This is a genomic window from Trinickia mobilis, assembly GCF_017315705.1.
In the GTDB taxonomy this organism is placed as follows: Bacteria; Pseudomonadota; Gammaproteobacteria; order Burkholderiales; family Burkholderiaceae; genus Trinickia_A; species Trinickia_A mobilis.
Genome location: NZ_JAFLRF010000008.1, coordinates 118,122 through 136,827, shown reverse-complemented (window position 1 = coordinate 136,827; position 18,706 = coordinate 118,122). Strand labels below are relative to the sequence as shown.

Sequence of the window (18,706 nt, the reverse complement as noted above, 5' to 3'; positions counted from 1 at the left end):
AGCGCGCTTATGGCTTGTTTGCCCAGCGAAACATGCTGCGAAATCAAGCCATAAGCGCGCTCGACGACGTCTAGCGGTTTGCGTTCGTACCGAAAAATGCTACAATCGCGGAGTCGCTGGGCGTGCGGCATTAGGCTTGGTCACTGCGGTTTGTCACTGACTTGGCAACAATAAGGTGGCATCAACGTGCGGCTCAGGTGCGACCACCGGTAAGAAAAAGATGGGCGTGAAGCCCATTTTTTTTTGCTGGTACGGTTCGGCACCTCGAGTCGCACACACCAATTCCGTGCGCCGGCTTGGCGCGCGGCCCGAAGGTGGAACGCAAACGGGCGAGGGCTGTGCGCGTACACCTTAGAGGGCACTGTGCAACTGACGGAACTGATAGAAACCACGGTCTCGGGCTTGGGCTACGAGCTGGTCGATCTCGAGCGCACCGGGCGCGGCATGCTCTGCGTCTATATTGACCAGCCGTCCGGCATCGCGATCGAAGACTGCGAAAAAGTCACGCGTCAGCTCCAGCACGTTCTGACCGTCGAAAACATCGATTACGAGCGGCTCGAAGTATCGTCGCCGGGGCTCGATCGTCCGCTCAAGAAACTGGCGGATTTCGAACGCTTCGCGGGCAGCGAGGCAGTCATTACATTGAAGAAGCCGTTGGACGGGCGCAAATCGTACCGGGGCATCCTGCATGCGCCGAACGGCGAAACGATCGGTTTGGAATTTGAAGGGAAGGAAGGCGGCGCAATGCTCGATTTCACGCTGGCGGATATCGATAAAGCGCGCCTCGTCCCGCACGTTGACTTTAGGAGCCGCAAACAATGAGTCGCGAAGTGTTGATGCTGGTGGATGCGCTGGCACGCGAAAAGAACGTCAATAAGGATGTGGTGTTCGCTGCGCTCGAAGCGGCTCTCGCCTCGGCCACCAAGAAGCTCTTCGAAGAAGACGTGGATATCCGCGTCCATATCGACCGTGAAAGCGGCGAGCACGAAACGTACCGCCGCTGGCGCGTCGTGCCGGACGAAGCAGGCCTGCAGGAGCCGGATCAGGAAATCCTGCTGTTCGAAGCGCGCGAGCAGCAGCCGGATGCGCAAGTCGACGACTACATCGAAGATCCGGTCCCGTCGATCGAATTCGGCCGCATCGGTGCGCAGGCCGCCAAGCAGGTGATCTTGCAGAAGGTGCGCGATGCCGAGCGCGAGCAGATCCTGAGCGACTTCCTCGAGCGCGGCGAAAAAATCATGACCGGCACGGTCAAGCGTCTCGACAAGGGCAATTTCGTCGTCGAGTCGGGCCGCGTCGAAGCGCTGCTGCGCCGCGACCAGTTGATTCCGAAGGAAAACCTGCGCGTGGGCGACCGCGTGCGCGCCTATATCGCGAAGGTCGATCGTACCGCGCGTGGTCCGCAGATCGAGCTGTCGCGCACGGCGCCCGAGTTCCTGATGAAGCTCTTCGAAATGGAAGTGCCGGAGATCGAGCAGGGCCTGCTCGAGATCAAGGCGGCGGCGCGCGACCCTGGCGTGCGCGCGAAGATCGGCGTGATCGCGTACGACAAGCGCATCGATCCGATCGGCACCTGCGTCGGCATCCGCGGCTCGCGCGTGCAGGCTGTGAGGAATGAGCTCGGTGGCGAAAACGTCGACATCGTGCTATGGTCGGAGGATCCCGCCCAGTTCGTCATCGGCGCGCTCGCGCCGGCAGCCGTCCAGTCGATCGTCGTCGATGAAGAGAAGCATTCGATGGACGTCGTCGTGGACGAAAACGAGCTGGCGGTCGCGATCGGCCGCAGCGGCCAGAACGTGCGTCTTGCCAGCGAACTCACCGGCTGGCAGATCAACATCATGACGCCGGACGAGTCCGCGCAGAAGCAGAACCAGGAGCGTGGCGAGCTGCGCGATCTGTTCATGGCGCGCCTCGACGTCGACGAAGAAGTCGCCGACATCCTGATCGACGAGGGCTTCACGAGTCTCGAAGAGATCGCCTACGTGCCGCTCAACGAGATGCTCGAAATCGAAGCGTTCGACGAAGACACCGTCCACGAACTGCGCAACCGCGCGCGCGATGCATTGCTGACGATGGCGATCGCGAACGAAGAAAGGGTCGAAAACGTCACGCTGGATCTGATGAGCCTGGACGGCGTGGATGCCGACCTGCTCGCCAAGCTGGCCGAGCACCGGATTCAGACGCGCGACGACCTCGCCGAGCTGGCGGTCGACGAGCTGGTCGAGATGACGGGAATGGATGAGGAAGTAGCGAAGACGCTGATCATGAAAGCACGCGAACACTGGTTCCAATGAAGATCTTGGAACAGCCCGGCCTTTTCTTGAGAGAAATGACCATGGCGCACTGATTTGATGGCGGCCCGCTGGCCGCATGACCCGATGCTAACCGCAAGGAATCGGTCCTTGCACTAAGAGGAATGAATGGCGAGTAACAACGTAGCCCAATTTGCCGCGGAACTCAAAATGCCTGCTGGCGTGCTGCTCGAGCAGCTCCAGGCGGCCGGCGTACAGAAAGCGAGCGAAGACGACGTCTTGTCCGAGACGGACAAGTCGCGTCTGCTCGACCATTTGCGCAAGTCACACGGCTCGACCGACGCGGACAAGCGCAAGATCACGCTGACCAAACGGCACACGTCGGAAATCAAGCAATCCGACGCGACGGGCAAGGCTCGCACCATTCAAGTCGAGGTGCGCAAGAAGCGCGTGTTCGTCAAGCGCGACGAGACCGCGGAACAAGGCGTGGAAGCATCGAATCATGCGACGGAGGCCGACGAGGCCGAACTGCAGCGTCGCGAGGAAGAAGCGCGCCGCGAGGCCGAGCTGCTCGAGATGCAGGCGCAGGAATTGAAGGAGCGCCAGGAGCGTCTCGCGCTCGAAGAAGCCGAACGTCAGGCCCGCGAAAGCGCGGCTGAAGCGGAGCGTCGCCGCCAGGAAGAAGAAGCCGCGAAGAAGCGCGCGGCAGCGGTCGCCGAAGCAGCGGCTCGCGAGCAGGCCGAGGCGGCCGAGCGTTCGTCTGTCGACGACGAAGAGCGCGCGGCAGCGGAGCGCGCGGCGCAGCGCGAAGCGGCTAAGAAGGCCGAGGATGCGGCGCGCGTCGCTGCCGAAAAGGCGCGTGCGGAGCAGGAAGAAATCAGCAAACGCCGTGCAGCGGCGGAAGCCGAAGCGCGCGCGATCCGCGAAATGATGAGCACGCCGCGCAAGGCGCAAGTGAAGGCGCCCGAGCCCGCACCTGCGGCGAAGCCGGCGGAAGCGGCGGCTGCGAAGACCGCCGAAGCCAAGGGCACGCTGCACAAGCCCGCGCGTCCGGCAGGCGAAGCTGCCTCGCGTCCGGCCAAGAAGCCCGCAGCGGCGGCGCCGGCGGCGGCGACGCCGTCGGCCCCGTCGGCCGGCGACAAGAAGAAACCGGGTGCAGGCAAGGGCGGCAACTGGCAGGACGACGCTGCGAAGCGCCGCGGCATCAAGACGCGCGGCGACACCAGCGGCGGCGTCGACCGCGGCTGGCGCGGCGGCCCGAAGGGCCGTGGCAAGCATCAGGAAGCGGCTACGTCATTCCAGGCGCCAACCGAGCCGATCATCCGCGAAGTGCACGTGCCGGAAACGGTCACGGTTGCCGATCTTGCGCACAAGATGTCGGTCAAGGCTTCGGAAGTCATCAAGGTGATGATGAAGCTCGGGCAGATGGTTACCATCAACCAGGTGCTCGACCAGGAAACGGCGATGATCGTCGTCGAAGAGCTCGGGCACCATGCGGTCGCGGCGAAGCTCGACGATCCGGAAGCGCTGCTCGTCGAAGGCGAAGCGACCGATGCGGAGCAGCTGCCGCGTCCGCCGGTCGTGACCGTGATGGGTCACGTCGACCACGGCAAGACCTCGTTGCTCGACTACATCCGCCGCGCGAAGGTTGCCGCGGGCGAAGCGGGCGGCATCACGCAGCACATCGGCGCGTATCACGTGGAAACGCCGCGCGGCGTCATCACGTTCCTCGATACGCCGGGTCACGAGGCGTTCACGGCAATGCGTGCGCGCGGTGCGAAGGCGACCGATATCGTGATTCTCGTGGTTGCGGCCGACGACGGCGTGATGCCGCAGACGAAGGAAGCGATCGCCCACGCGAAGGCGGGCGGCGTGCCGATCGTCGTCGCGATCAACAAGATCGACAAGCCGGAAGCGAACCCCGAGCGCGTGAAGCAGGAGCTCGTCGCCGAAGGCGTCGTGCCGGAAGAGTACGGCGGCGATTCGCCGTTCGTGCCGGTGTCGGCGAAGACGGGCGCGGGCATCGACGATCTGCTCGAAAACGTGCTGCTGCAAGCCGAAGTGCTGGAACTGACGGCACAGGTCGAAGCGCCGGCCAAGGGCATCGTGATCGAAGCGAAGCTCGACAAGGGCAAGGGTCCGGTCGCAACGATTCTCGTGCAGTCCGGCACGCTCTCGCGCGGCGACGTCGTGCTCGCGGGCAGCGCCTACGGCCGTGTCCGCGCGATGCTCGACGAAACCGGCAAGGCGACGAAGGCCGCAGGGCCGTCGATTCCGGTTGAAATTCAAGGTATGTCGGAAGTGCCGGCAGCGGGCGAAGAGGTCATCGTGTTGCCGGACGAGCGCAAAGCGCGCGAAATCGCGCTGTTCCGTCAAGGCAAGTTCCGCGACGTCAAGCTCGCGAAGCAGCAAGCCGCGAAGCTCGAAAGCATGCTCGAGCAGATGGGCGAAGGCGAAGTGCAGACCTTGCCGCTCATCGTCAAGGCCGACGTGCAGGGCTCGCAGGAAGCGCTGGTGCAGGCGCTCCTCAAGCTGTCGACGGACGAAGTGCGCGTGCAGGTCGTGCATGGCGCGGTCGGCGGCATCAGCGAAAACGACGTCAACCTCGCGACGGCTTCGAAGGCGGTCATCATCGGCTTCAATACGCGCGCCGATGCGCAGGCCCGCAAGCTCGCGGAATCGAACGGTGTCGACATCCGCTACTACAACATCATCTACGACGCCGTGGATGAGGTGAAGGCGGCGATGTCGGGCATGCTGGCGCCGGAGAAGCGCGAAGTCGTGACCGGCATGGTCGAGGTCCGCCAGGTCTTCAAGGTGCCGAAGGTCGGCACGGTGGCGGGCTGTATGGTGACGGACGGTGTCGTCAAGCGCTCGTCGTCGGTGCGCGTGCTGCGCAACAACGTCGTGATCCATACGGGCGAGCTCGATTCGCTCAAGCGCTTCAAGGACGACGTCAAGGAAGTGCGCCAAGGCTTCGAGTGCGGTATGTCGATCAAGAACTTCAACGATATCGTCGAAGGCGATCAGTTCGAGGTGTTCGAAGTCACGGAAGTCGCGCGTACGCTGTAACAACCGGCGCGAAGGCTCGAAGGGCGGAGCGGGCGCTGGCCCGTTCCGCCTTTTTTGTCGACCCGAGTTAGCGCTTCAGCTGTCGGCCGGAGTTAGTGCTTCAGCACTTACTCCCGCCCCATGCAGAGCAATTACTCGGGTCCCATGAAGAGCGATCGACCCGGTCGACCCGTACGCTGCCCGAAGGCGCCCGAACCGAATCACGGAATCACCATGCCTAAAAAACGCAGTACCCCGAACCGCAACGTACAGATCGCCGATCAGATTCAGCGCGATCTGTCCGAACTCATCATGCGCGAGGTCAAGGACCCGCGCATCGGTCTCGTCACGATCCAAAGCGTCGAGCTGACGCCCGATTACGCGCACGCGAAGGTGTATTTCACGACGCTGACCGGCGACGCGCAGGCCACGCAAGTCGCGCTCAACCATGCAGCCGGCCATTTGCACAATCTTCTGTTCAAGCGCCTGCACATCCATACTGTGCCGACGCTGCACTTCCATTACGACAAAACGATCGAGAAGGCTGTCGAGATGTCGCGCCTCATCGACGAAGCGAATGCGACGCGTGCGAAAGACGACTGACTTCGCGCGCCGCGCGTGATTTGACCTCGCTCTATCGTTTTGCCTCTCAGATGACTCAGCAAAAACCCCGCTTGCCGCGCCGCGCGCTCGACGGCGTATTGCTGCTCGACAAGCCGGTCGGCCTGTCGAGCAACGACGCGCTGATGCGCGCCAAGCGCCTCTATACAGCGAAGAAGGCCGGCCACACCGGCACGCTCGATCCGCTCGCATCCGGCCTGTTGCCGTTGTGCTTCGGCGAAGCGACCAAGTTTTCGCAAGATTTGCTCGACGCCGACAAGACCTATGAGGCGACGATGCGCCTCGGCATCCGCACGACGACGGGCGATGCGGAAGGGGAAGCGCTTCAAACGCGCGACGTGACTTGCGATCGCATCGCGGTCGAAGCTGCGCTGGCGAAGTTTCGCGGCGATATCGTCCAGGTGCCGCCGATGTACTCGGCGCTCAAGCGCGACGGCAAGCCGCTCTACGAATACGCACGCGCGGGGCAGACGCTCGAGCGGGAAGGGCGCAGCGTGACGATTCATGCGCTGGAATTGCTCGCGTGGGCACTACCCGATGTGACGTTTCGCGTGACGTGCAGCAAGGGCACTTACGTGCGTACGCTTGCGGAGGATATCGGCGAGGCGCTCGGCTGCGGTGCACATTTGGTTGCGCTGCGCCGTACGGGTGTCGGTTCGCTGACGCTCGAGCATGCCGTGACGCTCGACGCGCTTTCCGATGCCGAACAAGGCGAGCGCGATGCGTGGCTGCAACCGGTCGATGCGTTGCTGTCGACGTTTCCGTCAGTCCAGCTCGATGCCGAGGCGACGCGGCGTTTTCTGCATGGCCAGCGTTTGCGCCTGGCGGATTTGCCGGCGATCGACGCACGGCAGGGTTCGCGGGTGCGCGTCTATGGAGACGGCGGCCGCCGGCTGCTGGGTGTCGCGAAAGCGGCGGACGGCGTGCTGGCACCCGAGCGGCTCGTCGTGACCGCCGAGGTTTCTTAGCGCCGCTACCGCTTGTCTCACAGCAGCTTTTCTCCGAGGCACAGCGAAAAAAACGCCCGGCCAAAGCCGGGCGTTTTCACATACAAGGCAATCGATTCCGAAAGCGCAGTGTCAATGCGCCGCTGACGCCGCCGCTCCCGCATCCGCACCGCCCGCCCGCTCGGGCTTGGTGATCCAGATGAGCGCGATCAGCGCAATAAAGATCGTCGACGATAAATAGAACAAATCGTTCACTCCAAGCTGCGCAGCTTGCTGCGTCACCATGTTGTTGAAGAGCCCGTAGCTCTGCGCCTGATCGAGCCCAGCCCCACCCATGCCCGTCATCTGCTGCGAGAAGACAGGGTTGTATGCATTCGCCTGTTCGGTAAGCTGTGCGTGATGCAGGATCGTGCGATGGTCCCACGCGGTCTGGAAGATCGACGTGCCGATGCCGCCGCACATGATCCGCACGAAGTTCGACAAGCCCGACGCGGCCGGAATCCGGCTGCCGTGCAGGCCCGACAGCGTGATCGACACGAGCGGAATGAAGAAGCCCGCCATCGCGATGCCCTGGACCAGCGTGGGCAGCGTGAGCGCCCAGGTGTCGACGCCCGTCGTATAGCGAGAGCGCATCCAAAAGCACAGCGCGAACGTGCAGAACGCCGCGGTCGCGATGAAGCGCGGATCGGTGCGCGGCAGGAACTTGCCTGTCACCGGCGAGAGCAGGACCGCGAACAGGCCGACCGGCGCCATCACGAGGCCGGCATCGGTGGCCGTGTAGCCGATATCGGTTTGCAGCCACAGCGGCAGCAGCACGAGATTGCCGAAGTAGAGCCCGTACCCGATCGACAGCGCGATCGTTCCCCCCGTGAAGTTGCGCCGTGCGAAGAGCGACAAATCGACCACCGGGTGATCGGCCGTCAACTCCCAGACGACGAAGAACGCGAAGCCGATGATCGCCGTCAGCGCAAGCACGACGACCGTGGTCGACGAGAACCAGTCGAGATCCTTGCCCTTGTCGAGCATGATCTGCAGCGAGCCGACCCAGATGACGAGGAGCCCGAGGCCGACGCCATCGATCGGCGCCTTCTTCACGGCGGATTCGCGCTTGCGAAAGATCGCCCAGGTCGCCGCCGCCGCGACGATGCCGACCGGAATGTTGACGTAAAAGATCCACGGCCAGGCGATGTTGTCGGAGATCCAGCCGCCGAGAATCGGCCCGGCGACCGGCGCGATCAGCGTCGTCATCGACCACATCGACAGCGCGAGCGGCGCCTTCGCGCGCGGGTAGCTGCCGAGCAGGAGCGCTTGCGAGAGCGGAATCATCGGCCCGGCGACCGCGCCTTGAATCACGCGCGACAGCAGCAGGAGCGGCAGCGTCGGTGCGAGGCCGCACATCCACGACGACACCACGAACAGGATGATCGACGCGAGGAACAGGCGCACCTGGCCGATGCGGTCGGTGAGCCAACCGGTGAGCGGCACCGAGATCGCGTTGGCGACCGCGAACGACGTGATGACCCAGGTGCCCTGGTCGGACGAAACGCCGAGGTCGCCGGAAATCGTCGGAATCGCGACGTTCGCAATCGACGTGTCGAGCACGTTCATGAACACCGCAAGCGACACGGCAATGGTGCCGATCACCAGCTGCGCGCCTTGCAGCGGCGGGTGAGGGGCTTGAGCTTGAGCCATGTAGCGTGGACCTTGGTTCGGTGTGGCGCGATGGCCTGCTTAGCCGTGCGACGCGCTGTTCGCCGCGGATTTCTGTTGCTGCAAGCCTGCGCTCGAACCGGCGTTCTCGACAATGATGCGCGCGATTTCGGCATCGGCCTGGTCGCCGTACTTGTCGAACACGTTGGTCGAGTAGACCGTGTTCGGCGCTTCGCCGAGCTGGCCGCCGTCCTGCTTGATATTTACGTCGACTTGCATCGAGAGGCCGATGCGCAGCGGATGCTTCGCGAGCTCCTGCGGATCGAGCGAGATCCGCACCGGCAGACGCTGCACGACCTTGATCCAGTTACCGGTCGCATTCTGCGCCGGCAACAGCGAGAAGGCCGAGCCGGTGCCCGCCGAGAAGCCGACCACCTTGCCGTGGTACGTGACCGACGAGCCGTACACGTCAGCGGTCATTTCCACCGGCTGGCCGATACGCATGTGCTTCAACTGGACTTCCTTGAAGTTCGCGTCGACCCAGACGGCGTTCAGCGGCACGATCGCCATCAGCGGCGTGCCCGGCGACACGCGCTGGCCGACCTGCACCGAGCGCTTCGCCACATAGCCGGTGACCGGCGCCGGCAGCGTGTTGCGCGCGTAGGCGAGGTAGGCGTCGCGCACCTTCGCGGCGGCGGCCATCACGTTCGGGTGCGTGGCGATCGTCGTGTTGGCGGTCAGCGCGCGGTTCGAGGCGAGCTGCTGCTCGGCGGCGTCGAGCGATGCCTGCGCCGCGTTCACGGCATCGCGCGCGTGCGAGATTTCTTCTTGCGACACCGCGCCTGTCTGCGCGACTTGCATCCGGCGGCGCAGGTCGTCCTGCGCTTTGGAGAGGTCGGACTGGCGCAGCGCGACTTGCGCTTGATACTGGTTGTCGTCGACGAAGATGCCGCGCACCTGGCGCACCGTCTGGGCGAGCGTGGCTTCGGCCTGCTGCAGCGCGATGCGCGCATCGGCGCCGTCGAGCATGACGATCGGGTCGCCTTCCTTGACGGTCTGCGTATCGTCGGCGTTGACCGCGACGACGGTGCCCGTCACTTGCGGCGTGATCTGCACGACGTTGCCGTTCACGTAGGCGTCGTCGGTGTCCTCGTAGAAGCGCGCGTCGAGGAAGTAGTAGAGGCCGTAGGCGACCGCGGCAATCAGGATCACGATGACGAGCAGCGTCATCATCCGCTTGCGTTTGCCGTTCGATTTCGGCTGCACGCTGGTGGCGGCTTGTTGGGTTTCACTCATTGCAATGCTCCGTGTTCTCTCAGTCTTGGTCGTCTAGTTGTGTGTTGTCCGCCGGGTTCAGCCCGGTGCATGTGCGGCCGATGCTTCGGCGGGCACGGTCAGCCCAGCGGCGTTCGCGTCGAACCCGCCCCCGAGCGCCTTGATGAGCGCGAACTGCATGTCGCGCCGCTTCATCTTCAGGTTGGTCACGGTTTGCTCAGCGGATAGGCGCGTAATGTCGGCGTTCAGCACCTGCAACTGCGGCGAGAGCCCCGCCTTGTAGCGGATGACGGCCAATTGGTAGGCCTTGGTCGACGCATCGAGCGCGCGCTGCGCGTCGCCCATCTGCTGGTCGACCGAGCGGATCGACGCCACTTGCGTCGCGACGTCCGACAGCGCGTTGATGAGCGTCTCGTTGTAGTTGGCGACGTCGAGGTCGAAGTCGGCGTAGCGGCCCTTCAATTGCGAGCGCAGCGCGCCGGCGTCGAAGATCGGCAGATGGATCGCCGGGCCGAACTGGATCTGCCGGCTCGACGACGTCAGGAACCGGCCCCAGCCGAACGCATCGAAGCCGGCCGCGGCCGCGAGGTTCACATCGGGAAAGAATTCGGCTTTCGCTTCCTTCACGTCGTGCATGGCGGCTTCCACTTGCCAGCGCGCGGCGACGATATCGGGCCGGCGCGAGACGAGATCGGCGGGCAGGTTGTCGGGCAGGACGACCGCGCCGCCCGGCGCGAGCACGGGCTCCCCGATTTGCAGCCCGCGATCGGGGCCCTTGCCGAGCAGGGCGGCCAGTTGATAGCGCGTGATGGTGATCTGGCCGTCGTAATCCGACAGCGTCGTCTGGCTGCTCGCGATATTGCCGATGGCCGTCTGCTTCTCGACGTTGGTGTCGAGCCCGGCGGCGACGCGGCCGTTCGTGATGGTGCTGACGTCCTCGCGGTTCTGGATTTCGCGCTGGGCAATGTCGCGCAGCGCGTAAAGCTGAGCCAGTTGGTTATACGTCCGCGCCACCGACGACGCAAGCGTGATGCGCGCCTGCTGCATGTCGGCTTCGGCCGACTCGGCCTGCGAGACCGCCGAGCCGAGCTTCTCGCGGTTCTTGCCCCACAAATCCAGATCCCACGACGCGCTCGCGAGCACGTTGTTCTCGCTAAACCAGGTGCCGCCAAAGGGCGGAGGGTAAAGCGAGTTGGCCGAATAGAGTTCCCGAGTCCATGCATAGCTCCCGTCGACTTTCGGATACAGGTTCGAGCGCGAGCTTTCGATATAGGACTGCGCCTTCGCGATGCGCGCCTGCGCCTGGGCGATCGACGGGCTGCCTTCGAGCGCTTCGGCGATCAGCTTCGGCAGTTGCGGGTCGCCGAACTGATCGGCCCAGTCGAGCGACGGCCATTGCCCGCCCTGGCTGGGCAGGCTTTGCGCGGACTCGAACTGGCCCGCCGGTGCGATCTGCTTGTCGCTCTTGATGCCGAAGTAGTTCGCGCAGCCGGTGAGGGCGAGCGCCGCGGCCGCCGCGGCGACGGCCCCCCGGCAAGACAGCACGTAGGCCGACGGGGAAAGGGATTTCATCGCTCGACTCTCGGAATGGAGTGTGATCATGGACCCTGCAAGTATTTTTTTGTGTGTTCGGATGCGAATTTCCGTTACTGCTGCGTGCTGCCGCCGTGCGCTCAATTCGTTTGATCCCCGTTATTGACGAGAACGCGCCGCAGCATGCTTTTCAAGAAGCCGACTTCTTCGGGCGTGAAGCCCGCGAGCAGCTTGTCGAGCACGCTCGTGAAGATTTCCGGCATGCGGGCGGCGAGTTCGTAGCCTTCCGGCGTCAAGGCGAGCCGCACCACCCGGCGGTCCTCGCTGCTGCGTACGCGCGTGAGCAGGCCGCGCTTTTCCAGCCGGTCGATCAGGCGCGTGACGGCACTCGCGTCGATCCCGTAGTCGCGGGCGAGGTCCGCCGCGACGAGGCACCGGCCGCTTGCCACCATGAACAAAATGCTGGCCTGCGTGCTCGTGATGCCCAGTGCCGCCATCGTGCGCTGGGTGACCATGTTCGACATGACCGATTTCACGCGTGCAATCAGGTAGCCGACGCTCTCACCCATCTGATAGTTGCTCAGTTCCTTGGGCAGCGCGGGGGTGGGTTCGGTCATGATTCTCATGCGATTGCAATAATTGACTAGGCAGGAGTATAGGTGTGGTTAGTTGACGCGGCAAGCGTTATTACACCCCAGGAAACAGTCTTTTGTATTAAGCGCATACTGTCAATATAGAAAATACTCGGATGGGTCTGCGTTCCGGCACTTTTTAACTGCGTCGATTCGGCGCGACGCGGGAGAGGAAAGGTGTGCTAATTCGGCGTCATTCGCGCGTGCTATAATTTTTGGCTGTCCGAAAGTGCAATTAAAGCCGGTCTGCCGTGACGTCCAGCGGCTTTCGCGCACTCAACGTGTTTCTCATTTCGCGCAAATTCCTTGCGTTTCCAGGTTCCTATGACCCGCGCTCTTCGCAATATCGCCATCATTGCCCACGTCGACCACGGCAAGACCACGCTCGTCGACCAACTGCTTCGCCAGTCGGGCACGTTCCGAGAGAACCAGCAGATCGCCGAGCGCGTGATGGACTCGAACGACATCGAAAAAGAGCGCGGCATCACGATTCTCGCGAAGAACTGCGCGGTCGAATACGAAGGCACGCACATCAATATTGTCGACACCCCAGGGCACGCGGACTTCGGCGGCGAAGTGGAGCGCGTGCTGTCGATGGTCGACTCGGTACTCTTGCTCGTCGACGCCGTGGAAGGCCCGATGCCGCAAACGCGCTTCGTCACGAAGAAGGCGCTCGCGCTCGGCTTGAAGCCGATCGTCGTCGTCAACAAGATCGACCGCCCGGGCGCCCGGATCGACTGGGTCATCAATCAGACCTTCGACCTCTTCGACAAGCTCGGCGCGACTGAAGAGCAGCTCGACTTCCCGGTGGTGTACGCATCGGGCCTGAACGGCTATGCGTCGCTCGAGCCGAGCGCGCGCGAAGGCGATATGCGCCCGCTTTTCGAGGCGATCCTCGAGCACGTGCCGGTGCGCCCGTCCGATCCGGATGCGCCGCTGCAGTTGCAGATCACGTCGCTCGACTATTCGACTTACGTCGGCCGGATCGGCGTCGGCCGGATCGCGCGCGGGCGCATCAAGCCGGGTCAGCCAGTGGCGCTGCGCTTTGGCCCGGAGGGCGAAATCCTCAACCGCAAGATCAACCAGGTGCTGTCGTTCAAGGGCTTGGAGCGCGTACAGGTCGACGAGGCGCAAGCCGGCGACATCGTGCTCATCAACGGCATCGAGGAAATCGGCATTGGCGCGACGATCTGCGCGCCGGACACGCCCGAGGCTCTGCCGGTGATCACCGTCGACGAGCCGACGCTCACGATGAACTTCCTCGTCAACTCGTCGCCCCTCGCCGGCAAAGAGGGCAAGTTCGTCACGAGCCGCCAGATCCGCGACCGCTTGATGAAGGAGCTGAACCACAACGTCGCGCTGCGCGTGCGCGATACCGGCGACGAAACGGTGTTCGAAGTGTCGGGCCGCGGCGAGCTGCACCTGACGATCCTGGTCGAAAACATGCGCCGCGAGGGCTATGAGCTGGCGGTGTCACGTCCGCGCGTGGTGATGCACGAAGTCGACGGCGCGAAGCACGAGCCGTACGAACTGCTGACGGTGGACGTCGAAGACGGCCACCAGGGCGGCGTGATGGAAGAGCTGGGTCGCCGCAAGGGGGAAATGCTCGACATGGCGTCCGACGGCCGCGGCCGCACGCGCCTCGAATACCGCATCCCGGCGCGCGGGCTGATCGGCTTCCAGGGCGAGTTCATGACCCTCACGCGCGGCACGGGCCTCATGAGCCACGTGTTCGACGAGTACGCGCCGGTCAAGGAAGGCTCGCTCGGCGAGCGCCGCAACGGCGTGCTGATCTCGCAGGACGACGGCGCCGCCGTCGCCTACGCGCTGTGGAAGCTGCAGGACCGCGGCCGCATGTTCGTGAAGCCGGGCGACGCGCTCTATGAAGGGATGATCATCGGCATTCACAGCCGCGACAACGACCTCGTGGTGAACCCGATCAAGGGCAAGCAGCTGACCAACGTGCGCGCGTCGGGCACCGACGAAGCGGTGCGCCTCGTGACGCCGATCCAGATGTCGCTCGAATACGCCGTCGAATTCATCGACGACGACGAGCTCGTCGAAGTGACGCCGCAGTCGATTCGTCTGCGCAAGCGTCACCTGAAGGAGCACGAGCGCCGCCGCGCGAGCCGCGAAGCGGCAGTCGACTAAGCGCTTCACGAAGCGTCGCTCGAATCGAGCGCTCCTGGCATTAGCAAAAAGCCGCTGTCTAGCGGCTTTTTGCTTTTTCCATAGTGGTTGCGGAATCTCAAATATGCGTTCTGTGCTATGCTCGCCGTGCTAGTTTTAGGTCCTTCCAAGCAAGACTTGATTCGCGCAATCCGCTAAACGGTCAGGCCGTGTCGCGGAAGGTTGAGTAACCCGCTATTTCTCGAGAAACTCGAAGAAAGGTGAGCGTAAACATGATGAAGCAATTCCAGCTGAACTCGTATCTGTTCGGCGGCAATGCTCCGTACGTTGAAGAACTGTACGAGCAATATCTCGACAATCCGGCGTCAGTGCCCGAGAACTGGCGCGAATATTTCGACGCGTTGCAGAACGTTCCTGCATCGGATGGCACCGCTGCCAACGACGTGGCCCACGGCCCGATCGTCGAATCGTTTGCCCAACGCGCGAAGGCCAACGCGTTCATCCCGCGTGAAGCCGAAGGCGGCGAGAACCTCGCCACCGCCCGCAAGCAGGTCCACGTCCAGACCCTCATCAGCGCCTATCGCTTCCTCGGCTCGCAATGGGCCAATCTCGATCCCCTGAAGCGTCGCGAGCGTCCCGCCATCCCCGAGCTCGAACCTGCGTTCTACGACTTCACCGAAGCCGACATGGACCAGACGTTCAGCGCGAGCAACCTGTACTTCGGGTTCGAGCAGGCGTCGCTGCGCGATATCGTGAAGGCGCTGCGCGACACCTACTGCGGCACGATCGGCGCCGAATACATGTACCTCAGCGATCCGGAGCAGAAGCGCTGGTGGCAGGAGCAGCTCGAATCGATCCGCGCCACGCCGAACTTCTCGGCTGACAAGAAGAAGCACATCCTGAACCGTTTGACGGCTGCCGAAGGCCTCGAGCGCTATCTGCACACCAAGTACGTCGGCCAGAAGCGCTTCTCGCTCGAAGGCGGCGAGAGCTTCATCGCGTCGATGGACGAAGTCGTCCGCCACGCGGGCGCGAAGGGCGTGCAGGAGATCGTCATCGGCATGGCCCACCGCGGCCGCCTGAACGTTCTGGTCAACACGCTCGGCAAGATGCCGTCGGATCTATTCGCGGAATTCGAAGGCAAGCACGTCGACGACCTGCCGGCCGGCGACGTGAAGTACCACAAGGGCTTCTCGTCGGACGTTTCGACCGAAGGCGGCCCGGTGCACCTGTCGCTCGCGTTCAACCCGTCGCACCTCGAAATCGTCAATCCGGTGGTCGAAGGCTCGGCCAAGGCGCGCATGGACCGCCGCGGCGACGAAGACGGCCTGCAAGTGCTGCCGGTGCAGATCCACGGCGACGCGGCCTTCGCCGGTCAAGGCGTCGTGATGGAAACGCTGAACCTCGCGCAGACGCGCGGCTACGGCACGCACGGCACGCTGCACATCGTCATCAACAACCAGATCGGCTTCACGACGTCGGACCCGCGCGATTCGCGCTCGACGCTGTACTGCTCGGACGTCGTCAAGATGATCGAAGCGCCGGTGCTGCACGTGAACGGCGACGATCCGGAAGCCGTCGTGCTGGCTACGCAGCTCGCGATCGACTACCGGATGCAGTTCCACAAGGATGTCGTGATCGACGTCATCTGCTTCCGCAAGCTCGGCCACAACGAGCAGGACACGCCGGCGGTCACGCAGCCGCTGATGTACAAGACCATTGCGAAGCACCCGGGCACGCGCGCGCTGTACGCGGAAAAGCTCGTGCAGCAAGGCGTGATCGGCGCGGCTGATCCGGATAACTTCGTGAAGGCGTACCGTCAGGCGATGGACGAAGGCCATCATACGGCCGATCCGGTGCTCTCGAACTACAAGAGCAAGTACGCGGTCGACTGGGTGCCGTTCCTGAACCGCAAGTGGACCGACTCGGCCGACACGGCCGTGCCGCTCGCGGAACTGAAGCGCCTCGGCGAGCGCATCACGACGATCCCCGACAACTTCAAGGTGCACCCGCTCGTCGAGCGCGTGATCAACGACCGCCGCGCGATGGGGCGCGGTGACGCGCCGCTCGATTGGGGCATGGGCGAGCACCTCGCGTTCGCGTCGCTCGTCGCATCGGGCTATGCCGTGCGCCTGACCGGCCAGGATTCCGGCCGCGGCACGTTCACGCACCGTCACGCGGTGCTGCACGACCAGAATCGCGAGCGCTGGAACGACGGCACGTATATCCCGCTGCAGAACGTCGCGGAAGGCCAGGCGAAGTTCACGGTGATCGACTCGGTGCTGTCGGAAGAAGCGGTGCTTGGCTTCGAGTACGGCTACTCCACGGCTGAGCCGAACACGTTCGTCGCGTGGGAAGCGCAGTTCGGCGACTTCGTGAACGGCGCGCAGGTCGTGATCGACCAGTTCATCTCGTCGGGCGAAGTGAAGTGGGGCCGCCAGTCGGGTCTCACGATGCTGCTGCCGCACGGCTACGAAGGCCAGGGGCCGGAGCACTCGTCGACGCGTATCGAGCGCTTCCTGCAGCTGTGCGCTGACCACAACATGCAAGTCGTCCAGCCGACCACGCCCGCGCAGATCTTCCACCTGCTGCGCCGCCAGATGATTCGCCTGTTCCGCAAGCCGCTGATCGTCGCGACGCCGAAGTCGCTGTTGCGCCACAAGGAAGCAGTGTCGGATCTTGCGGAGCTCGCGAAGGGCTCGTTCCAGCCGGTGATCGGCGAAGTCGACTCGGCGATCGAGCCGAAGAAGGTCAAGCGCGTGCTCGCCTGTTCGGGCCGCGTGTACTACGACCTCGTCGCGCATCGCCGCGAATCGAAGTCGAACGACGTCGCGATCATCCGTATCGAGCAGTTGTACCCGTTCGCGCACAAGCAGTTCGAAGCGGAAGTGAAGAAGTACGAGAACGCGACCGAAGTGGTCTGGGTGCAGGACGAGCCGCAAAACCAAGGCCCGTGGTTCTACGTCGAACACCACCTGAGGGAAGGCATGAAGGAAGGACAGAAGCTCGCGTACAGCGGCCGTCCGGCTTCGGCTTCGCCGGCGGTCGGTTACTACGCGAAGCACTATGAGCAGCAGAAGGCGTTGGTCGAAGGCGCGTTCGGACGCTTGAAGAGCACATCGATCGCTAAATAAACAGATGCAGCGAACCGGGAAAGCGCGCGTGCGCTTTCCCGCTTAAGCGCGAGGTCGTTCCCGCCGTTATCGAGAATCGGCGCGCCGACGAACCCGGGCAAAGTTCGCGCTCACCCAGATACGAGTTCAGGAAAATCACATGGCTATCGTAGAAGTCAAGGTTCCCCAGCTGTCCGAGTCGGTCTCGGAAGCGACCATGCTCCAATGGAAGAAGCAGCCTGGCGAGGCTGTCGCGCAAGACGAAATCTTGATCGAGATCGAAACCGACAAGGTCGTGCTCGAAGTGCCGGCTCCGTCGGCAGGCGTGCTCGCGCAAGTCATCAAGCACGATGGCGATATCGTCGTCGCTGACGAAATCATCGCGAAGATCGACACCGAGGCGAAGGCCGGCGCCACCGCCGCTCCCGCGGCCGCCGCGGCAGCAGGCACGGCCGAAGTGCAGCCGGCGCCCGCCGCTGCACCGGCCGCCGCCGCTGCGACGGCTTCCGCCGGCACTGCCGCGTCGCCCGCCGCGAACAAGCTGATGGCCGAGAAGAACCTCTCCGCCGATCAACTGCAAGGCTCGGGCCGCGACGGCCGCGTCACGAAGGGCGACGTGCTCGCCGCCGGCGCTGCGGCTCCGGCACCGGCGCCTGCCGCGAAGGCTCCGGCTGCTGCGCCCGCGAAGGCTGCGCGTGCGTCGCTGCCGGACGTGAAGGCCCCGGCGTCGGCCGATGCCTGGCTCCAGAACCGTCCGGAACAGCGTGTGCCGATGTCGCGCCTGCGTGCGCGTATCGCAGAGCGTCTGCTCGAGTCGCAACAGACCAACGCCATCCTCACGACGTTCAACGAAGTGAACATGGCGCCGGTCATGGACCTGCGCAACAAGTACAAGGACAAGTTCGAGAAGGAACACGGCGTGAAGCTCGGCTTCATGTCGTTCTTCGTGAAAGCGGCTGTGCATGCGCTCAAGAAGTTCCCGCTCGTGAACGCGTCGATCGACGGCAACGACATCGTCTATCACGGCTACTTCGACATCGGTATCGCAGTCGGTTCGCCGCGCGGCCTCGTGGTGCCGATCCTGCGCAACGCGGACCAGATGAGCCTCGCCGACATCGAAAAGAAGATCGCCGAGTTCGGCCAGAAGGCGAAGGACGGCAAGCTGTCGATCGAAGAAATGACGGGCGGCACGTTCTCGATCTCGAACGGCGGCGTGTTCGGCTCGATGCTGTCGACGCCGATCATCAACCCGCCGCAATCGGCCATCCTCGGCGTGCACGCGACGAAGGAGCGTGCGGTTGTCGAGAACGGCCAGATCGTGATCCGTCCGATGAACTACCTCGCGCTGTCGTACGACCACCGCATCATCGACGGCCGCGAAGCCGTGCTGTCGCTCGTCGCGATGAAGGACGCGCTCGAAGATCCGGCCCGCCTGCTGCTGGATCTGTAATCCCCGCAGTTTCGCATCAGTCTTTCCGCATTGCGTTTGACTTGAATCGCAG

Annotated in this window: 12 protein-coding genes; 8 read left to right on the top strand and 4 right to left on the bottom strand. The window is 63.8% G+C overall.

The genetic code is table 11. From position 1 onward, the window contains the following. Positions 1–363 precede the first annotated feature (363 nt). From rimP to truB, 5 genes are all read left to right on the top strand, one after another. On the top strand, positions 364–822 hold the full coding sequence (gene rimP, locus J3489_RS13550) for a ribosome maturation factor RimP (RefSeq protein ID WP_206998802.1): 459 nt from the start codon (positions 364–366) through the stop codon (positions 820–822). Then, complete coding sequence (nusA, locus tag J3489_RS13545) at positions 819–2,294, top strand: transcription termination factor NusA (RefSeq protein ID WP_206998799.1); 1,476 nt, start codon at positions 819–821, stop codon at positions 2,292–2,294. The genes rimP and nusA overlap by 4 nt, the downstream gene beginning before the upstream one ends. Positions 2,295–2,420: 126 nt before the next feature. Next, positions 2,421–5,324 carry a translation initiation factor IF-2 gene (gene infB, locus J3489_RS13540; RefSeq protein WP_206998796.1) on the top strand — a complete coding sequence of 968 codons (2,904 nt, stop codon included), beginning with the start codon at positions 2,421–2,423 and terminating at the stop codon, positions 5,322–5,324. A 213-nt stretch (positions 5,325–5,537) separates the two neighbouring features. Then, complete coding sequence (rbfA, locus tag J3489_RS13535; RefSeq protein WP_206998793.1) at positions 5,538–5,906, top strand: 30S ribosome-binding factor RbfA; 369 nt, start codon at positions 5,538–5,540, stop codon at positions 5,904–5,906. A gap of 50 nt (positions 5,907–5,956) precedes the next feature. Continuing rightward, positions 5,957–6,892 (top strand): tRNA pseudouridine(55) synthase TruB, encoded by a 936-nt coding sequence (gene truB / locus J3489_RS13530; protein ID WP_206998790.1) that lies wholly within the window; start codon positions 5,957–5,959, stop codon positions 6,890–6,892. A 111-nt stretch (positions 6,893–7,003) separates the two neighbouring features. Here truB and J3489_RS13525 read toward each other — a convergent pair whose 3' ends face one another. The 4 genes from J3489_RS13525 to J3489_RS13510 all read right to left on the bottom strand — a co-directional run bounded on the left by J3489_RS13525 (position 7,004) and on the right by J3489_RS13510 (position 11,946). After that, positions 7,004–8,563, bottom strand: a complete 1,560-nt coding sequence (locus tag J3489_RS13525; RefSeq protein ID WP_206998787.1) for a DHA2 family efflux MFS transporter permease subunit — start codon at positions 8,561–8,563, stop codon at positions 7,004–7,006. A 39-nt stretch (positions 8,564–8,602) separates the two neighbouring features. After that, positions 8,603–9,817 carry an EmrA/EmrK family multidrug efflux transporter periplasmic adaptor subunit gene (locus J3489_RS13520; protein ID WP_206998784.1) on the bottom strand — a complete coding sequence of 405 codons (1,215 nt, stop codon included), beginning with the start codon at positions 9,815–9,817 and terminating at the stop codon, positions 8,603–8,605. A 57-nt stretch (positions 9,818–9,874) separates the two neighbouring features. Next, positions 9,875–11,368 carry an efflux transporter outer membrane subunit gene (locus J3489_RS13515; protein WP_206998781.1) on the bottom strand — a complete coding sequence of 498 codons (1,494 nt, stop codon included), beginning with the start codon at positions 11,366–11,368 and terminating at the stop codon, positions 9,875–9,877. 101 nt (positions 11,369–11,469) lie between these two features. Continuing rightward, complete coding sequence (locus J3489_RS13510) at positions 11,470–11,946, bottom strand: MarR family winged helix-turn-helix transcriptional regulator (protein ID WP_206998777.1); 477 nt, start codon at positions 11,944–11,946, stop codon at positions 11,470–11,472. A gap of 339 nt (positions 11,947–12,285) precedes the next feature. Here J3489_RS13510 and typA point away from each other — a divergent pair, with 339 nt between their 5' ends. The 3 genes from typA to odhB all read left to right on the top strand — a co-directional run bounded on the left by typA (position 12,286) and on the right by odhB (position 18,654). Next, on the top strand, positions 12,286–14,112 hold the full coding sequence (gene typA / locus J3489_RS13505) for a translational GTPase TypA (protein WP_206998773.1): 1,827 nt from the start codon (positions 12,286–12,288) through the stop codon (positions 14,110–14,112). Between the two features lie 251 nt (positions 14,113–14,363). Next, a complete protein-coding gene (locus tag J3489_RS13500) occupies positions 14,364–17,225 on the top strand; it encodes a 2-oxoglutarate dehydrogenase E1 component (RefSeq protein ID WP_206998771.1) in 2,862 nt (953 codons plus the stop codon). 139 nt (positions 17,226–17,364) lie between these two features. Further along, positions 17,365–18,654: a 2-oxoglutarate dehydrogenase complex dihydrolipoyllysine-residue succinyltransferase gene (odhB, locus tag J3489_RS13495; RefSeq protein WP_206998768.1), complete on the top strand. Its 1,290-nt coding sequence runs from the start codon at positions 17,365–17,367 to the stop codon at positions 18,652–18,654. The last annotated feature ends 52 nt before the right edge of the window (positions 18,655–18,706 follow it).

Excerpts from the sequence above, each read along its gene's own strand:
- nusA (WP_206998799.1), top strand. The coding sequence starts at position 819 with ATGAGTCGCGAAGTGTTGATGCTGGTGGATGCGCTGGCACGCGAAAAG.
- infB (WP_206998796.1), top strand. The coding sequence starts at position 2,421 with ATGGCGAGTAACAACGTAGCCCAATTTGCCGCGGAACTCAAAATGCCT.
- rbfA (WP_206998793.1), top strand. The coding sequence starts at position 5,538 with ATGCCTAAAAAACGCAGTACCCCGAACCGCAACGTACAGATCGCCGAT.
- truB (WP_206998790.1), top strand. The coding sequence starts at position 5,957 with ATGACTCAGCAAAAACCCCGCTTGCCGCGCCGCGCGCTCGACGGCGTA.
- J3489_RS13525 (WP_206998787.1), bottom strand. The coding sequence starts at position 8,563 with ATGGCTCAAGCTCAAGCCCCTCACCCGCCGCTGCAAGGCGCGCAGCTG.
- J3489_RS13520 (WP_206998784.1), bottom strand. The coding sequence starts at position 9,817 with ATGAGTGAAACCCAACAAGCCGCCACCAGCGTGCAGCCGAAATCGAAC.
- J3489_RS13515 (WP_206998781.1), bottom strand. The coding sequence starts at position 11,368 with ATGAAATCCCTTTCCCCGTCGGCCTACGTGCTGTCTTGCCGGGGGGCC.
- J3489_RS13510 (WP_206998777.1), bottom strand. The coding sequence starts at position 11,946 with ATGACCGAACCCACCCCCGCGCTGCCCAAGGAACTGAGCAACTATCAG.
- typA (WP_206998773.1), top strand. The coding sequence starts at position 12,286 with ATGACCCGCGCTCTTCGCAATATCGCCATCATTGCCCACGTCGACCAC.
- J3489_RS13500 (WP_206998771.1), top strand. The coding sequence starts at position 14,364 with ATGATGAAGCAATTCCAGCTGAACTCGTATCTGTTCGGCGGCAATGCT.
- odhB (WP_206998768.1), top strand. The coding sequence starts at position 17,365 with ATGGCTATCGTAGAAGTCAAGGTTCCCCAGCTGTCCGAGTCGGTCTCG.